Origin of the sequence: Natronosporangium hydrolyticum, assembly GCF_016925615.1 — a bacterium.
Lineage (GTDB): Bacteria > Actinomycetota > Actinomycetes > Mycobacteriales > Micromonosporaceae > Natronosporangium > Natronosporangium hydrolyticum.
In genome coordinates this window covers 710,884-727,056 of record NZ_CP070499.1, presented here as the reverse complement: position 1 = coordinate 727,056, position 16,173 = coordinate 710,884, and the positions used below count along the sequence as shown (strand labels likewise).

General features: G+C 70.5%; 16 protein-coding genes and 1 pseudogene. 8 read left to right on the top strand and 9 right to left on the bottom strand.

Going from position 1 to position 16,173, the window contains the following annotated elements; genetic code table 11:
* Positions 1-29 precede the first annotated feature (29 nt).
* Positions 30-1,898, bottom strand: a complete 1,869-nt coding sequence (locus JQS43_RS03275; protein WP_239677574.1) for an outer membrane protein assembly factor BamB family protein — start codon at positions 1,896-1,898, stop codon at positions 30-32.
* Between the two features lie 80 nt (positions 1,899-1,978).
* Entirely contained in the window at positions 1,979-2,989 is a 1,011-nt protein-coding gene (locus tag JQS43_RS03270) for a hypothetical protein (RefSeq protein WP_239677573.1), read from the bottom strand.
* Between the two features lie 54 nt (positions 2,990-3,043).
* On the opposite strand from JQS43_RS03270, the gene JQS43_RS03265 reads away from it, so the two are divergent.
* Positions 3,044-3,643: a TetR/AcrR family transcriptional regulator gene (locus JQS43_RS03265; RefSeq protein ID WP_239677572.1), complete on the top strand. Its 600-nt coding sequence runs from the start codon at positions 3,044-3,046 to the stop codon at positions 3,641-3,643.
* Positions 3,644-3,693: 50 nt separating this feature from the next.
* Here the strand turns inward: JQS43_RS03265 and JQS43_RS03260 are convergent, their stop codons facing one another.
* The gene (locus JQS43_RS03260) at positions 3,694-4,080 is read right to left on the bottom strand and encodes a VOC family protein (protein WP_239677571.1); all 387 of its coding nucleotides are present in this window, start codon (positions 4,078-4,080) and stop codon (positions 3,694-3,696) included.
* Between the two features lie 75 nt (positions 4,081-4,155).
* Here JQS43_RS03260 and JQS43_RS03255 point away from each other — a divergent pair, with 75 nt between their 5' ends.
* Positions 4,156-4,632 (top strand): SRPBCC family protein, encoded by a 477-nt coding sequence (locus JQS43_RS03255; protein ID WP_239677570.1) that lies wholly within the window; start codon positions 4,156-4,158, stop codon positions 4,630-4,632.
* Complete coding sequence (locus tag JQS43_RS03250; RefSeq protein ID WP_239677569.1) at positions 4,629-4,949, top strand: ArsR/SmtB family transcription factor; 321 nt, start codon at positions 4,629-4,631, stop codon at positions 4,947-4,949. The genes JQS43_RS03255 and JQS43_RS03250 overlap by 4 nt, the downstream gene beginning before the upstream one ends.
* Here the strand turns inward: JQS43_RS03250 and JQS43_RS03245 are convergent.
* The 4 genes from JQS43_RS03245 to JQS43_RS03230 all read right to left on the bottom strand — a co-directional run bounded on the left by JQS43_RS03245 (position 4,946) and on the right by JQS43_RS03230 (position 9,533).
* A complete protein-coding gene (locus tag JQS43_RS03245; RefSeq protein WP_239677568.1) occupies positions 4,946-5,842 on the bottom strand; it encodes a DUF6999 family protein in 897 nt (298 codons plus the stop codon). The two genes, JQS43_RS03250 and JQS43_RS03245, sit on opposite strands and share 4 nt — an antisense overlap.
* Positions 5,835-7,706 (bottom strand): 3-oxoacyl-[acyl-carrier-protein] synthase III C-terminal domain-containing protein, encoded by a 1,872-nt coding sequence (locus tag JQS43_RS03240; protein WP_239677567.1) that lies wholly within the window; start codon positions 7,704-7,706, stop codon positions 5,835-5,837. Before JQS43_RS03240 ends, JQS43_RS03245 begins: the two co-directional genes overlap by 8 nt.
* An 85-nt stretch (positions 7,707-7,791) precedes the next feature.
* Complete coding sequence (locus JQS43_RS03235; protein ID WP_239677566.1) at positions 7,792-8,394, bottom strand: HIT family protein; 603 nt, start codon at positions 8,392-8,394, stop codon at positions 7,792-7,794.
* Between the two features lie 173 nt (positions 8,395-8,567).
* Positions 8,568-9,533: a helix-turn-helix transcriptional regulator gene (locus JQS43_RS03230; protein WP_275581010.1), complete on the bottom strand. Its 966-nt coding sequence runs from the start codon at positions 9,531-9,533 to the stop codon at positions 8,568-8,570.
* 70 nt (positions 9,534-9,603) lie between these two features.
* Here JQS43_RS03230 and JQS43_RS03225 point away from each other — a divergent pair, with 70 nt between their 5' ends.
* Both JQS43_RS03225 and JQS43_RS03220 read left to right on the top strand, forming a co-directional pair.
* Positions 9,604-10,404, top strand: a complete 801-nt coding sequence (locus JQS43_RS03225) for a DinB family protein (RefSeq protein ID WP_239677565.1) — start codon at positions 9,604-9,606, stop codon at positions 10,402-10,404.
* A 2-nt stretch (positions 10,405-10,406) separates the two neighbouring features.
* Positions 10,407-11,090, top strand: coding sequence for an alpha/beta fold hydrolase (locus tag JQS43_RS03220; RefSeq protein WP_239677564.1), 684 nt, complete (start codon positions 10,407-10,409; stop codon positions 11,088-11,090).
* Positions 11,091-11,158: 68 nt separating this feature from the next.
* On the opposite strand, the gene JQS43_RS03215 is transcribed toward JQS43_RS03220, so the two are convergent.
* Positions 11,159-12,403, bottom strand: coding sequence for a multidrug effflux MFS transporter (locus JQS43_RS03215; protein ID WP_239677563.1), 1,245 nt, complete (start codon positions 12,401-12,403; stop codon positions 11,159-11,161).
* Positions 12,404-12,491: 88 nt separating this feature from the next.
* Between JQS43_RS03215 and JQS43_RS03210 the strand changes: the two are divergent.
* Both JQS43_RS03210 and JQS43_RS03205 read left to right on the top strand, forming a co-directional pair.
* Positions 12,492-12,833: pseudogene (locus tag JQS43_RS03210) on the top strand (MmcQ/YjbR family DNA-binding protein); the annotation flags it as partial.
* Positions 12,834-12,877: 44 nt separating this feature from the next.
* Positions 12,878-14,317, top strand: coding sequence for a putative nucleotidyltransferase substrate binding domain-containing protein (locus tag JQS43_RS03205; protein ID WP_239677562.1), 1,440 nt, complete (start codon positions 12,878-12,880; stop codon positions 14,315-14,317).
* 7 nt (positions 14,318-14,324) lie between these two features.
* Here the strand turns inward: JQS43_RS03205 and JQS43_RS03200 are convergent, their stop codons facing one another.
* Entirely contained in the window at positions 14,325-15,476 is a 1,152-nt protein-coding gene (locus tag JQS43_RS03200) for an FAD-dependent oxidoreductase (RefSeq protein ID WP_239677561.1), read from the bottom strand.
* A 98-nt stretch (positions 15,477-15,574) separates the two neighbouring features.
* On the opposite strand from JQS43_RS03200, the gene JQS43_RS03195 reads away from it, so the two are divergent.
* Complete coding sequence (locus tag JQS43_RS03195) at positions 15,575-16,171, top strand: TetR/AcrR family transcriptional regulator (protein ID WP_239677560.1); 597 nt, start codon at positions 15,575-15,577, stop codon at positions 16,169-16,171.
* Positions 16,172-16,173 lie beyond the last annotated feature (2 nt).

The window sequence follows — 16,173 nt, the reverse complement described above, 5'->3', positions numbered from 1 at the left end:
GCCCGCGGCCAACCCAACCCGGCTCGCGCTCAGCCCAGCCCGTAGAGCACCAGGTCGGTCTCTGTCGTACGCTCCCCGGCGGGTTGGCGTTGCAGCGCGATCACCAACGTCCCGGGGCCGACGACCAGGGTGGCCCCGGCGTACCGGTACTCCTCCGCGACCTCTGGCACCTCGGTGACCGCCAACAGTTCGCCGGTCACCGTGTCGACCTCCGAGACGACTATCTGGTAAGACTCCTCATGGTGGCCGACCACCCACACCCGGTCGTCGCCGGCCTGCCGCAACCCGATCGTCCGATCATGCGGCAACGGCACCTCGGTACGGATCTGGCCATCGACCAGTGACCGGATGACGAGCACTGGCTCGTCTGAGTCGACGGCGCCGGAGCGTCCCACGAGCTGACCACCGGCGACCACCGGCGAGTCAAGACCGCGACGGTCCGGCGCGTCGACCGGCACCGTCCACCGTTCCCGACCATCGCCGGCATCGAGGGCCAACATCGGGCCGGGCTCCGGGAATCGATCACCGCGCCCGATCGAGTAGGAGAGGAACACGTGGCCGCCCGCCACGGTCACATCGCAACGGTGCGCGTACTCCCGCTCCGGATCGATCCGCTCCGCGGTCGGCCAGGTCCAGAGCCGCCGCCCGTCGGTCACGTCCAGCGCCGTCAGCGCGCAGGACGCCTCCTCGCCGCGCGCCCGCCGCTCGCACACCTCGAACATCACCACCACCCCGGTGTCACCGACATAAGCGTTTGAAAGCCCGCACCCGGGAGTCTCCTCGAAGCGCCATCGGGGCTGGCCGTCGTCACTACCGATAGCTTGGATTCCTACCGGATCAAGGACCGACGACGGAAACAGGCCAGCACTTGGACTAAGCGGCTCGGGATCCAACGGCGTCAGCAAGAGTGGCTGGTTGGCGACCGCCGCCACGTTGTCGAACTGTTCGACCAACCGGTTGTCGTAACGGTCCCAACGCAACTGGCCGGTGGTCGCGTCCAACGCCACCACCCGATCCCGCTCGGTCGGCGGCTCCCCGAACTCGCTGCGGAACGACAGCGCGAGCACCACGATCCGCCCCTCGTCGCTCGTCGCGCTCTGACGGAGGCTGTAGGACGAGTCTCGCCAGTGCCACCGAACCTGGCCCGTCGCCGGCTCCAGCATCCGCACCCCGGACGCCTCCGGCACGAGCAGGCCGCCAGCGGTCGCCGCACCGCTGAAGCCCAAAAAGACCAGTCGGCCGGGTAGTTCAGCATGCCACTGTGGATCGGACTGCAACGACGGTGGGCCACCCTCGACGGCCCGGTCGGGCGCGGTACGGCTGTCCACGGTGCTGTAAAAGTGTGGTGCCAGAAGCATCGAGCCGGTCAGCGCGGCAACCGCGGCTACCGCCCCAGCGCCCCGCCCGACCCTGGACAACCGCCGCTGCCTCGCCGCCGGCAGCCGCTCCTCGTGCGCCGCCAGCGGCGCGCGGTCCCACACCGCATATCCGACGAAGCCGAGCGCCCCTCCGGCGATCAACAGGGCCGCGGCGACCGTGAAAACCGACCCGCCCAACCCGCGAGCCGGCGGGGCGATATCACTCTGGATCAGACCGGCACCGATCAGCGCGGCGGTCGCAGCCACCGCGGCCAGCAGGTGAAACTGCGATTTGGCGACGCCGTCCCGCGCGCGCCACCCGGCTGCGAGCAGCAGCCCGGTCACCACCAGCGCCCCCAGAGTGAAGGCCCTGGTGCCGCCGCCGAGTCGCCACAGTGGCTCGTCCCATTCCCAACCTAGCCAGCCCCCGAGGACGACGCCGGCCAGGCCGACAAGCTCCAGACTGACCGCGGCTGCGGCGACGACGAGCGGCCAACGCAGTGGTCGGTCATCGGTTACCGAGGCAACATCGGAGTGCACTAGTCCTCCCCAGGAATTCGACTAGGCACTTTATAGCAACTCACCGCAACTGCGCCCGTACCTGCCGGCCGGTCTGCCGGTCATCGACCTCGCGCGGCGACGCCCTCGCGGCGGCCACGTCGAGTGACCAGCCAGGCCACGACGACGGCGGCGCTGAGCAGGATCACGTTCTGGGTGAGCTTGGCTGCCACCGAGACGCCCTCGGCGACCGGCGCGAGAAACCCGATCAGCGTCCTGCCGATCACCGCCCCGGCGGCGAGCGCACCGATCTCCAGGACCGACCACGAGCTGGTGGCGGCCAGATATCGGACCGCCGACGCCGCTCCAGCCAGAAGCAGCACCGCCAACGCCACCCCCAGCCAGGTCCACGGCAACACGTCGAAGGTGAACATGCTGACCGCCGCGGCGAGCACCAGCCATGGCATGCGGATCGGTGCCCGGGACCCCGGTGACACGGGCTTTCCGAGCCGGGTGAAGGCGAGCATCGACAGCACCGCGACCGCTCCCCCGACCGCAGCGGACTGGGCGAGCGAGGGCTGATAGTCGTACATGGAGATGGCGTCATCGCGGATGAGCAGCGCCGCGACCAGAAAGCACCCCACCGTGACCGTGATGCCCACTCGACCGAGCAGAGGCTTGCCCCGGTGTTGCGGTGCGAGCGCACTGACCAAGGCGACCGGCGCCGCCACACTCATCAACACATGTCCGGCAACCCAGGAAGTCGTCGGGTGCGCGCTCATGCCCAACGGCTCGATCAGGGTCGCCTGCCGCATCTCGCGCCAGTAGCCGATGTCCGGCCGATCCTCGGCGAAGAGTGCGAGATCGACCAGCCCGGGCATGGCGATCCCGAAACCGGCGGCGAGCAGGAGCAGCCCGGCCCAGCCGAGCCCTCGGCGCACCGCGACTTCCCGGATCAGCAGCGCCGCCCCGCCGTAGAGCGGCGCGAAGATCAGCAGCGCCACCACCATAAACCCCAGGTCACCGGTGGAGGGCAGGTATGCCTGCAGGAACTCTGCGCAGATCGGGGCGCTCACGAGCAGGGCGAGGATCGGCAACCAACGATCGCGCAACGGTTCCGGCGGGGCGGTCATCGCGGCAGCTTATCAGTTATTAGAGCGACTGCTCCAATAACCTAGGATGGGCTGGTGGCGCGACCAGTCAACAAGCAGCGACAGCAGGAACAGCGACTGCGGATCATCGACGCCGCGTTCACCAGGTTCGCGGCCGACGGATTCGACCGGACCACGACCGCGAGCATCTGCCGCACCGCTGGCGTCGGCTCGGGCACCTTCTTCCACTATTTCCCAACAAAGATCGACGTCCTCCTCGGCATCCTGACCCTAGGCGCGCGGGAGACCAGCGAAATCCTCGCCGGGCTGGTCTCCCGCGAACCGGTAGCGGCCCTGCTCGCCTACCTGGACCACGAGGCAGCGAACCTCCGGGACCCGCGGGCGGCGGGCTTCGTACGAGCGGTCGGCGCCGTGGCACACGACGAGCGAGTGGCGGTAGCGTTGGCGGCCACGCGGACCACCACGGAGACGGCCCTCACCGCCTGGGTGACACAGGCGCAGCAACAAGGTGCCATCCGCACCGACCTCGACGCGACCCGGACAACCCGTTGGCTCATCGCCCTCGTCGATGGATTCGCCTCCCAGGTCGCAGAAGGCGACCAGTTCGACGCCGAGCAGGAGCGAGACATCTTGTTGGACACCGCCCGCCGATTCCTCGCCCCACCCAGCGGTTGATCATGGACCTAGCTGCCCCTTGGGGCTGTCATCATGGCCCTAGGCCATGATCAACTGGCGGGGGTGGCGTGGAGGAGGTGCGGGACAGCCACCGGGTTGCAGACCCAGTGGGCCCGTGAACCCTCCGGCAACCGCTCCAACTCGTCCTGCGTAACGGTGCCGTGGTCGGCGAGATGCTGGACCGCCGCACCCAGGTCGTCGGTCCGCAGCTCAAGCCAGACATCCGCCTTCGCATAGTTCTCCACCCGATCGAGCCAAAGGGTGCAGTCACCGAACGCCATCCGCACCGCGTGGCTGACCATGTCGACGGCGGCTGCCGGCTCCTCGATCACGTCGAACCCGAGCACGTCACGGTAGAACGCGACCGTCTCCGCGAACTTCGCCGCCGGGACCTTCATCGCAATGTTGGCGCCACCCTGAAATTTAGGCTTTGTCATCTCATATCTCTTTCATTTGCCCGGATGTGCAACCAACGTATTGCACCTTGCCGGAATCTGCAATAGGGTTGTTGCATGTCACTTGAACCCCATCCCGACCGCGTGGAACGCGAGATCGTCATTGACGCGCCGCAGTGGCGGGTCTGGGAGCTGGTCAGCCAGCCAGGCTGGTGGATCAACGACGGCGAGGTCGTGCCCCACCGGTTCGAGGCCGACGGCCCCGGTCGGACACTGGTGCACGACCCGGTCCACGGCACCTTCGCGGTGGCTACGATCGACGCCCGACCCCCCGCGTACGCCGCGTTTCGGTGGCACTGCGGGCCGACCCCGGCGAGCCGGGTCGGCCCGCTCACCACCGCGACCTCCACTCTGGTGGAGTTCTTCTTGGCGCCGGTCGACTCCGCCAGCGTGACCCTGCGGGTGGTCGAGAGCGGCTTCGCCTCGCTGGCCGAGAGCGCGCGGCAGCGGCGGCAGCTGCTTGAGGAGAACACCACCGGGTGGCAGGAGGAGCTGGCGGCGGCAGCCCGTCACCTGACTCGGGCGCCGCGGTGAGCACCCCGCCCGCCTCAATCGTCGAGATCTGCTCGGCGCTCGGCGACGACACCCGGTGGGAGATCCTGCGCCGACTCGCGGTCGAGCCGGCGTCGGCCTCGGCGCTGGCCGCACGCCTGCCGGTGACCCGGCAGGCGATCGCTCGACACCTCGACGTGCTTCGGGAGGCCGGTCTCGTGGAGCGCGAGCGCGACGGTCGGGAGGTTCGCTATCGCGCCCTCGGTGCGACTCTGAACGATGCCGCGGCCCAGCTGCAGGCGGTTGCGGACGGCTGGGATCGGCGCCTCGCCGCCCTCCGCCGCCTCGCCGAAGACTAGTCGATCATGGGGTTTGGGACGGATTTTCGCCCCGACCATGTACCCAAGTCCATGATCGGCGCGGCGAGTGACTGACAGGTCAGTAGGTGTGCGTGGGCCTGTTCGCAGATCACCGCGTGCTCGTAGACCGCCCGCGGCACGTCGACGGCGCTGTCGACCCGAACCAACGTGCCCGCGGGACGCCAGCTACGGAACGTGGCGTCCCCGGTGAGGGTGGCCAAGATCGCCAGGAGTGACTCGTCCAGCCGCAGCGAGTGCACCGCCCGCCGGTACTCACGCGGGGTCAGGCACAGCGCGAACGGGATATTCATCAGACACAGTGCGGTCTGGATGTCCAACCGTAGCCACCGCCGGGTCGCCGGCTCCAGATCCAGCTGCGGCACCGTCAGCATCGAATAGTCCAGCTCGCTCGCGGCGCGCGCCCACAACGGCCGATCCCGCACCCCGGAACCCAACGCCGCCAGCACTTCGTACACATTCAGGTCGTGTTCGATCACCGCCCGGTCCCCGAGCTGCCGCAGCGCGGTCGGCAGCAACGTCACCTCCGGCATCCCCGGCAGGCCGGCGTTACGCACGACGAAGTTGAGCAGGTTCGTCTCGATGACGAAGTGCCGCAGCAGCAGCCCGGCGGACTCCGGCGCCACACAGCGGCGCACGAACCAGACACACATCCGGTCCATCGCCGCATGGGCACGTAGTCGGGGCGCGAACGGCATCAGGCGTTTCATTACCAGGATCAGCACCACCCCGATCCGCGACACCACCCGGGCCAGCGGGTAGAGCCACCGCCGTGACCATCGCCGCTGATCGGCCACCACCTGCCGCAGAGTGGGCCGGTCGAACGGCAGCGTCGGATCGGCCAGAATGCTGCCCCACACCGACGGTTCACTCATCGTCGACCTCCGCGAGCTGCCAGGCGTAGAGCCGGGCGACCACCCGGGCGGTGCGAACGATCCGGCGCGCCGCCGGTTGGTCGACCACGCCCGAACGCAGCACCTCCCGCAGGTGTTCAAAGTGGTCGTCGTCGTTGTCGCCGTGGTAGCTCAGGAACCGCACCTGTTGCTCCGCAAGCCCCAGCTGGTGCCGCAACCGCTGCGCCCACCGGGTCGCCTTCGCCGCACCCAACCCCTCGATCACGAACATCGCGCCCAGCAGATCCACCGGGTCGGGCTGGCTCGCCTGCTGGAACATGAACGCCGACAACGCTTCCGAGCCGACGTTCTTCTCGGCGGACTGGATGTCGGCCAACTCCCCGCCGACCGAGACGTAGTCTTCTTCCAGCATCCGGAAGTCACGGTGCTCCTCGACCGCGTGCTGGATCGCCGCGCTGCGCAGTTCGAACAGCTCGACCGAGAAGTTCGACCCGGCCCGCGCCAGCCACCGCCCGCCTTCGACCACCTGCTGCCGGAGCTGGCGCAGCAGCCGGCGATAGTCGGCCACGGTGGCCGTTCCAGCCTCGATCCGGCGTACCAGCGGCACCTCCGCCAGCCGTCGCTCGAAGTCGGACCACACCTGCGCGAGCTCCAGCACTGTCCACCGGACGACGCTGCTGTCGTCGGGCAACGGTTCGCCGAGCGGCGACCCGACCGGCTCAACCATTGGCGCAGCCGGGGCGGCGCTCCGGGCCGGCTGCCCCGGGTCGGCGCCGGCGACACAGGTCAGATGCACGAAGCCGAAGGAGAAGCGCCCCGACTCGGGGACGATCAGCAACACCCGGTCTCCTGGCTTGAACCGGCCGGTCTGCCAACACTCGGCGAGCGCCACGAAGATGCTCGCGGCGCCGGTGTTGCCCCGCGTGGCCAAGTTGGAGAACCATCTCTGCTCATCGATCATCAGGTCCGCCTCGCGCAGCAACCTGAAGATGTCCGACCGGAAGTGCTCGGCGCTGTAGTGGCACAGCACATGGTCTACTGCGGCGGGCGACAACCGGCCGGACCGGACCAGACTCATGAACTCGTGCAACCCCACCTGGAACAGCCCGGGCAACGCCCGCACATCCTGGTGCAGCCGGACCTGCCCAGCGCTCGCGGCATCGGCGAGAGTTGGCTGATCCAACCAGGTCTGCCCCGCATCCAGCCGGCCGCCGGCGGACGCTCCGGCCACCATGCAGGCCGGATGCTGGTGGGCGTAGGAGACCAGGTGGGTCCAGTCCACCCGCAGCGACAAGCCGTCCGGGCGCGGCTCCGGCTCCACCACCACCGCCCCGGCGCCGTCGGACAGCGTCCACCGCAGAAACTCCACATCGAAGCTCGGCCGGTCCCCGTACCTGGGCTGGCGCAGCGACCGGCTCGGCAGCTCCGAGCCGACCGCTACCGCCGCCGGGTGCTCGCCGAGGCGAACCCCTCGAACCGCCCCGGCGAGCGCCGCCACGCTCGACGCACATACCCCACCGGCGGAGAGCACCTCCAACGGCCCGCCACCGAGCCGGCCGTGCACCATCGACCCGAACCCCGGCACGAGCAGGTCCCCCTGGGTGGTCGCGGCGGCGAGCATGCCGATCTGCTCGACGTCGAGGCCCCGTTCCTTAATCGCACGTTGCACGGCCTCGGCCGCCAACTGCTCATTGAGCAGGTACGGTGTGCCCCGCGCGTCGAGTGCGTAGTGGCGGGTCCGGATCCCGTTCATCGCGAGTACCCGGTCCCGCACCGCGGCCGCCGCGCCGCTCGCCGGCGCCCCCAGCCGCCGCACGATCTCATCGTTGTCCAGCGGCTCACCCGGCAGGAAGGAACCGGCACCGGTCAGGTACGCGTCGGTCATGTCGCAATCTCAGCCGCTGCCGGCCGGCGCCGCATCGGCCGCGATACTCACCGGGCCTAGTGCCGCATACCTACCCGCCGCGCCCTCAACGGTGTGCCGTGCCGCCGCCGAGCGCCATCTGGCGGGCGAAGTCACGGCCAGCCGCCTCCCACACCTCAGTCGGCAACGGTGGTAGCGCCTTGAGCCAGACCGTGAGCCCGACGCCGCGGGCCTGCAGCATCCCCAACGGCCGGACGATCTGCCAGAGGTGCAGGTGCGCCCCACCATCGCCCCACTTGTGCGTGTGGACCTGGCCGACATCGCCGAGCGCCCGCAGGGCGGACTCCATCCGCTGCAACAACGGCCCCAGCTCGGCGGCGCGCGCCGGTGGCAGATCTGGCAGCTCTTCGTAGTGCTCCCGCGGGTTGACCATCACGAAGAATAGTCCCAGCGGCTCCGCTATCGTGTGGATCCGCCAGTGCTGATCGGTCCACAGATAGTCGCGGTCGTCGGCGGTACAGCTCCGGCAGTCGCGGCCACCCTCACCGGCCCGCGGCGGTTCGGGGATTTCTGGCCGCGCAAGGGCAGCGATCGCAAGCGGATCGGTGGCGAGCGAATCCCGCAGGTACGCGAAGCTGTCCAGCGGCATCTCCCGGGTCTGCTCATACTCGTAGTGGGCGGAGAACCGCCCGGGGGTGGCGTCGGTCATCGCCCTATGGTTGACCACCCCCCTGGGCCGCGCAACACATCGCCCTCGGCAGGACTACGGAAGCGCAAACCCGGTTGCGGGTGACGACTCACTGGACTCCGTCCGAGCCCGGAAGATCAAGTTCCCTCGGGCTGTACGACGCACGGTGTGTCGTACAGTTTCCGGGTAGTTGATCATGTAGCCGGGCAGGGCTGCAGCGCGGCGGCGAGCCGGGCGGCGAGGGTCGCCATCGCGTCGCGAAGCTCCGGACCGCCCGCCACCTGAAAGTCGAACGGGATCCTGGCCAGCCACTCCTGCGCGTACGCGGTGGGATTGTTGGTGCTACCGACCAGGACACAGCCGCTCTCCGTCGGCGTCAACCGGCCCATGACCGGCCGGATCCACGGTGCCACCTCGGCCTGCGGAGCCGCGAAGACCACCCGGGTGGGGAAGGTCCAGCCGGCGCCCAGATTTTGCTCCAGCACCGCCACCGGGTCGAGCCCGTCGGGGGCGGTGGACTCGGCTCCGGTCTGCGCCACTGCGCCTACCCGGTCGATGCGGTAGGTACGGATGGCATCGACGCGATGACTGTGGCACAGCAGATACCAGCGCCCGTACCGGACCACGACCGCCCACGGGTCCAGCTCCTCCTCCCACTGACCGCGATCACCGCGATACGTCACCCGTAGCCGCCGCCGCTCCGCGACGGCCGTGACGAGCGTGCTGGTGACACCGGGGTCGGGACGTGCCGGATAACGGTCCGGCGCGGCCGCCGCGTGATCCCGCAGCGCCGCGGCCTGCTGGCCGACCTGCTCGGGCAGCGCCTGAATAACCTTGGTCAGGGCGCCACCGACAAGGTCGGCGGGGTCGGTGGCGGCCGGGTGACCATCGAGGACCGCCATCACCATACTCAGGGCCTCGGGCTCGGTGAAGACGACCGGCGGTAGCCGCTTCCCGCGGCGGATCCGGTAGCCGCCGTGGAGACCGCGCGCCGACTCGACCGGGATGCCCGCCTCGCGGAGGATTCCGACGTACCGGCGGGCGGCCCGCTCGGTGACCCCGAGCCGTTGGCCAAGTTCGGCAGCGGTGACGCCCGGGCGGGCCTGCAGGATCTCGACGGCCCGCAGTGCTCTTGCGGTGGGGCTGATGTCGGAGGGCACGCGAGCAAGCGTAAGAGGCCGCGAACAAAACCGGAAGTAGATCGTCCGGAACCGGCCCTAGGGTAAGCCCATGACCGAGTTTCGCGAGCGGGGCTTCACCGACGCACGCTTCGAGCACGTCGATTTCGAGGGTTCCGCCTTCACCAAGGTCCGGCTCAACCGCGCCACCATGCGCTCGGTCGACTTCACCGGCTCCGAGCTGCGCGCCGCACTGTTCCAGGATTGCCGCCTGCGGGGCGTCGAGATGATCAACGTTGAGATCAGCGGCGCGCTGCAGAACGTCGTCGTGAACGGCGTCGACATCGCGCCACTGGTCGAGGCTGAGCTGAACCGTCGGACCCCGGAGCGGGCGAAGATGCGCCCCACCGACGCGGACGGGTTTCGGCAGGCGTGGGCGATCCTGGAGCGGCGGTGGCAGGAGACCCTCGCCCGGGCCCGGACCTTCCCCGAAGCCGCGCTCCATCGCGGCATCGACGACGAATGGTCGTTCATCCAGACGCTGCGGCATCTCAACTTCGCCAGCGCCGCGTGGGTGGGCCGGATGGTCCGGGGTGACCCTGCACCCTGGAATCAATGGGATCTGCCCTGGGACGAGGCGCCGGGGTGGGACGGCATCCCGTGGGACCGCGACGCTGAACCGTCGCTTGACGAGGTGCTCGTGGTACGACGGGAACGACAGGCGATGGTCCGCGATGTCCTGACGGCGCTCACTGACGAACAGCTCGCCGAGACCGTCAGCCGCACCGAACCAGGCTGGCCCCGGGTGGAGAGTTTCCCGCTGCGGGACTGCCTGCAGATCGTCCTCAATGAAGAGTGGGAACACCGGCTGTACGCGGAGCGAGACCTTACCGAGCTGGCGAAGGGAGATTGAGAGTGGACATCATCCTCATCGGAGGTCTGTGGCTCGACGGCTCCGCCTGGGACGAGGTCGTGCCGGCGCTCACCGGCCACGGGCACCGGCCGGTGCCGGTCACGCTGCCGGGGCAGGGTGACGGGAACCCCGCCGCGACCCTCGACGACCAAGTCGCTGCGGTGCTGGCGGCGGTGGACGCCTGCGCCGGCGAGCCGCTGGTGGTCGGCCACTCCGCCGCCTGCACGCTGGCGTGGTTGGCGGCCGACGCCCGCCCGGCGCGGGTCGCCAAAGTGGTGCTGATCGGCGGCATCCCGGCCCCGGACGGCGAAACCTACGCCGAGTACTTCCCGACGGTCGAGGGCGTGATGCCCTTTCCGGGCTGGGAGCCGTTCGCCGGCCCCGACTCCGTCGACCTCGACGAGACCGCGAGGCAGACCATCGCGGCGGCGGCGATCCCGGTTCCTGAGGCGGTGGTACGGGGTGTGGTGCGGCTGACCGATAAGCGACGGTTCCTCACTCCGGTAGTGCTGGTCTGCCCCGAGTTCACTCCGGCGCAGGCGCGGGAGTGGATCGACGCCGGCGAGGTGCCCGAGCTCGCGAAGGTGAAACAACTAGACTATATGGACATAGACTCGGGGCATTGGCCGATGTTCAGCAGGCCGGCCGAGCTCGCGCGGCTACTCGCGACCATCGCCGACTCCTGAGCCCCAGTGCGCGTGGCCCGATGGCGCGTGAACCCGATGGCGCGTGAGCCCGATGGCGGGCTACTGCGCTAGCGGCTGGCCAGCCGACCATGCCGGCGGGTCGCCACCAGGACCACCAGCGCCGCCAGATGAAAGAACGCCATCAGGGCGGCCATCGGCACCAGCGAGTGGTAGCCCAGCAGCCCGGTCACGGGTGTGACCAGGGCCCCGGCGAGAAAGCTCAGCCCACCTTGGAGGGCCGAGGCGGTGCCGGCGGCGCGCCGCCCCGCCTCCTGCGCCAGCGCGGTGGTGGCGGGCAGGGTGAAGCCCATGCCCGCCACTGCTACCGACAGCAGCACCCACACCACCGCCAGCGGCACGGGGAGGTACGAGCCGACGAGCGCGGTCCCGCACAGCCCCACGGCGGCGAGCGTGGAGACCGCCACTCCGATCGCCCGCAGCCGCCCGGCACCGAACCGGGTCACCAGTGACCGGAAGCAGAGCGCCGCCGCGGCCAGCGCGGCGGCGTTCGTCGCGAACATCGCTGCGTACCCGGTCGGGGTCATCCCGAACACGGTCTGTAGGACGAAGGACGAACCTCCGATGTAGGTGAAGAATCCCGCCACCGCCAGGCACAACACCGCCACGTGTCGCCGAAATGGGGCGTCCCGGAGCAGGTCGGCCATCCGCCCCCAGGTGGGCCGGAGCCCGCCGGGTTCCCGCCGCTGGGCCGGCAGCGTCTCGGGAATCCCCGTGAGGACGGCGAGCAGCATCACCACCCCCAGCGCGGTGATCGCCCAGAAGACCGTGCGCCAGGTGCCCGGGATCAGAATCAGCCCGCCAACGACCGGTGCCACGACCGGCCCTAGGAAGGTAAATGAGGCGATGGTGCCGAACTTGGCCGCCGCCTCGGCGCCCCGGTAACTGTCGGTCACCACCGCTCGCCCCATCGCGACCCCACCCCCGGCGGCGAAGCCCTGCACCAGCCGGAGGAGCACCAGCACCACACCGTTGGGCGCCAGCGCGCAGCACACCGAGGTGACGACGAACGTGGCCGCGGCGGCGATGAGGATCCCCCGCCGGCCCCGGGCGTCGCTGACCGGACCCAGCAGCAGCTGCCCGGCGGCGAGCCCGACGATGAACGCGCTGAGCGTCAGCTGGGCGACGGTCGCGGTCGTCGACAGCGACTGCTGCAGCTGCGGCAGCGCCGCGATGTAGGTATCGGTCGCGAATGGTCCGATACCCATGACCACCACCAGCGCCGCGAGGCTGGGGACCGCGCCGCGGCCGCCTCGACTCGGTGCGGCGGTGGTGGGGGCTTGCGGCTGGGGCACCGTTGCAGGCTACCCACGGGTGGTCAACTGACCAGTGGGGGCCGTAACGGTTAGCCTGGACACATGGAGATGGCGGGAAGCGACCTCGATGGCTGACGCCGACGATGTCCGCCGGCTGGCGGTTGGACTCCCGCACGTCGTCGAGATCGACAGCGACGGTTTCGACTTCCGGGTGGGCGACAAGGGGTTCGTCTGGTCCTATCCGGAGCGGCGCCCGGGTGGCCCGCGCCGGATCCGCACCGACATTGCGGTGTTGTACGTCGGCGACGAGGCGGAGAAGCAGGCGTTGCTCCTCGGCGAGCCGCAGCTCTTCTTCACCACCCCCGCGTATGAAGGGTCCCCGCTGGTGATGGTGTGGCTGGACCGGGTGAGCGTGGCCCGGCTGACCGAACTGGTCACCGACGCGTGGCGGATGCGCGCCCCGGCAGAGTTCCTAGGCGACCACGAAGCCGACCAACCGGAAGGAGCGTGGGCTTGGCAGCGCAGGACACCCTCGGGACCCGCCGGCTCGCCCAGCTCGTCCGCCCGATCGTGTGGTGCCGGGCAACGGACCGGATCCGCGATGTCGCCCGGCAGATCAGCGCCGCCGACCTCTCGTGCGCCCTGGTACGCGCCGACGGGGTGCTCGGCATCGTCACCGATCACGACTTCCGGCACCGGGTCGCCACCGGTGAGGTGGGGCTCGATCAGCCGATCGCGGCGCTGGCAGCCTTCCCGGTGCTGACCATCGAAGCGGAGGCCACGCAGTCCGCCGCGCTGCTGCGGATGCTCGAACACGCGGTCCATCACCTGGTGGTGACCGGCCCGGCCGGCGAACCGGTCGGGGTGGTGCGGGCGGTCGACCTCGCCCAGCCCGAGGTGCGAGACCCGTTGCTGATCCGGTCGGCGATCGCCGCCGCCGACACGATCGACGAAGTGGCGGCCGCGGCCCGGCGGCTCCCGGCCACCCTGGTCGCGTTGCACGACGACCGGGTCTCCCCGCTACATATCGGGGCGCTGCACGCGGCGATGGTGGACGCCGCCGTCCGGCGGGTGCTGCGGCTGCGGTCGGAGCCCGCGCTGGCGGCGGAGCGAGTCTCCTGGGTGGTGCTCGGCTCGCTCGCCCGCCGGGAGCCGCTGCCCCGCTCAGACCTCGACACCGCGCTGGTGTGGGCCGATCCGGACGGCCCGAAAGATCGGCCACCTGACCCGGCGGAGATCCGGGCGGCGGCCGGCCGGGTGCTCGACGACCTGCGTCACTGCGGGTTCGTGCCCTGCCCGAGCGGCACCAACGCCGACAACCCGGTCTTCAGCCGGGCGGCCTCGGCGTGGCGCACCGCCAGCCGCGACTGGCAGCGCGACCCGGCGGCGGGGCAGGGCCTGCTCATGTCGGCGGTGATCGCCGACAGCCGGCCGCTGACCCAACCGATGCTGGGTCGTAGTCTCACCGCCTCGCTTTGGCCGCCGAACCGGCACACCCGGGTGCTGCGGGCGCTGCTCGACGAGGCGCTCGGCTTCCGGCCGCCCACCGGATTCGTCCGCGACTTCGTCGTCGAATCCAGTGGGGAGCACCGTGGCCAGCTCGATCTGAAGAAGGGCGGGCTGGCGCCGATCGTCGCACTGGCCCGATGGCTGGCGATCGTCGGCGGGGAGGTCAGCGGCAACACCCCGGAGCGGTTGCGCCGCGGCGCCGACCACGGTCTACTCACGGCGGACGAGGCGCAGACGTTGACCGGCGCGTTCGAGGACATCTACGCGCTGGTGTTGGACCATGAGGTGCGGGCGCTGCGCGGGGGCGACCTCCCGACCACCTTCGTCGCCCCGCGGGATCTGGACACGCTCACCCGCCGCCACCTACGCGAGTCGTTCCGGGCGGTACGCGCGATCCAGGCCCGGATCGACGAGCATTGGCTGGCCCGACTCGACCGGGTCTGACGCAGCCTCACCGGTTCGCGCGTTCGATGCTGCGCCGGACCAGGCCCCGGACCCCCGGGAGGGTGATCGCCCGGACCGCGAGGTCACCAAGCCAGACGTGAAAACTGCTGGGTGGCGCGTACTGCAGCATGCCGCGGCGGGCAACCGCCTGCCGCTTGGTGGCCTCCGGGCGCAGTCCGGTCTCCCACTCGGTCAGCGCCGCCGGGACGTCGCCGTCGTGCTGTTGCAGCGCGCTGCCGAGTTGATCCGCGCCGGCGAGCGCGAGGGCGGCGCCGTGCCCGGCGAAGAGCGTGACACACCAGGCGGCGTCGCCGAGCAGCACAATCCGCCCGTTGTGCCAGCGCGGCATGACCACCTGGCTGACGGTGTCGAAGTAGGCGCCGGCCGGGTCCTGCCCAAGCTGGTGGATCGCCGCGGGCACGCCGCCGCCCAGATCCCCGTACGCCGCTTGGAGCGCGGCCACCGGGCCGCGCCGCAGCTCGGCGGCCGGGTCGGCGCACCGGTAGGTGAAGAACGCTGCCGAGCGGTCCGGGCCCAGGTTGAGGATGGCTGCGGTGCGCCCCGGCCCGATGTACGTGGTCCCGGACGACGCCGGCACGCCCGGGTGGGCGAGCGGGAAGGCGGCCACGACGTAAGGCAGGTCGACCTGGTGACCGGGTCCGAACACCGCGGTACGGGTGGCCGAGCGCGCCCCGTCGGCGCCGACCAGTAGGTCAGCGTGCTCGGTGGTGCCGTCGCTGAGCATTACCCGTACTTGGTCGGGATCCTGCTCGATGGTGGTGACGGTGGCGCCGAAGCGGATGTCGGCATGGTCGCGGACGGCTTCGTAGAGTGTGGACTCGAGGTCGCCGCGGAACACCGACATGGCTCGGGGGCCGAGGGTCGCCTCGGCGATGGCCGCCGGCACGGTGAGTTTGGCCCGGCCGTCGGCGCGGACCAGCACGGTGGTGAACAGCCCCACATCGTGGCGGATCAGGCCGGGGACCAGGCCGAGGCGTTCGGCAGCGTCGTAGCCCGGCCCGAGCAGATTCACCAGGTAGCCGCCGCTGCGTCGCGCGGACGCCCGTTCCACCACCAGCGGGCGCCACCCGTCCCGCGCGAGCCGCAGCGCGGTGGCCAGCCCGGCGATGCCACCGCCCACGATGATCGCCCGCTTCATGACCCACTCTCCCGACTAGAATGAACGTCTGCTCAAACTAGTATGAGCGATCGCTCATTATGATGCAAGCCGGCGGCAGCACCGCCTAGACTTCGGGCATGCCACGCGGAGTCGCCACCCCGGAACCCCGGCAGCAACTCTTCGCCGCCCTGGAACGGGTGATCGCCGACGGCGGGCCGGGCCGGCTCACCAGCCGGGCGGTAACCCGCGCCGCCGGCGTCGCCACCGGACTGCTCTACGCGCACTTCGCAAACTTCGAGGTCTTCCTGGCCGACTACGCGGTAGACCGGGCCTTTCAGCTCGCCGGCGAGGTGGCCGGATTACCGGGCCGGGCCGGCACCGGCACGGTAACCGAGAACCTGACCGAGGCGCTGCTCGCCACGCCACCGGACACCCTGACCGCCCTGACCCGGCTGCTGGCCTGCCGACCCGAGCTCGCCACCTCCGTCCACACTGTGCTCGGCGAGGGCACCGCTGGGCTGGCCGCGATCGAACACACAGTCGCCGACTACCTCGCCGCCGAGCAGCGGCTCGGCCGGGTGCCGAGCGACGTTGACACCGAGGCGCTGGCGCTGACCGCGGTCAGCGTGCTGCACCACGTCGCACTCACCGGCGAGACCAGCACCACCGACGCCCGGATCCGCCGCGCGGTCACCGCCCTGACGCGGCGATTCCCGGCGGTCGCCCCGAGCTGATC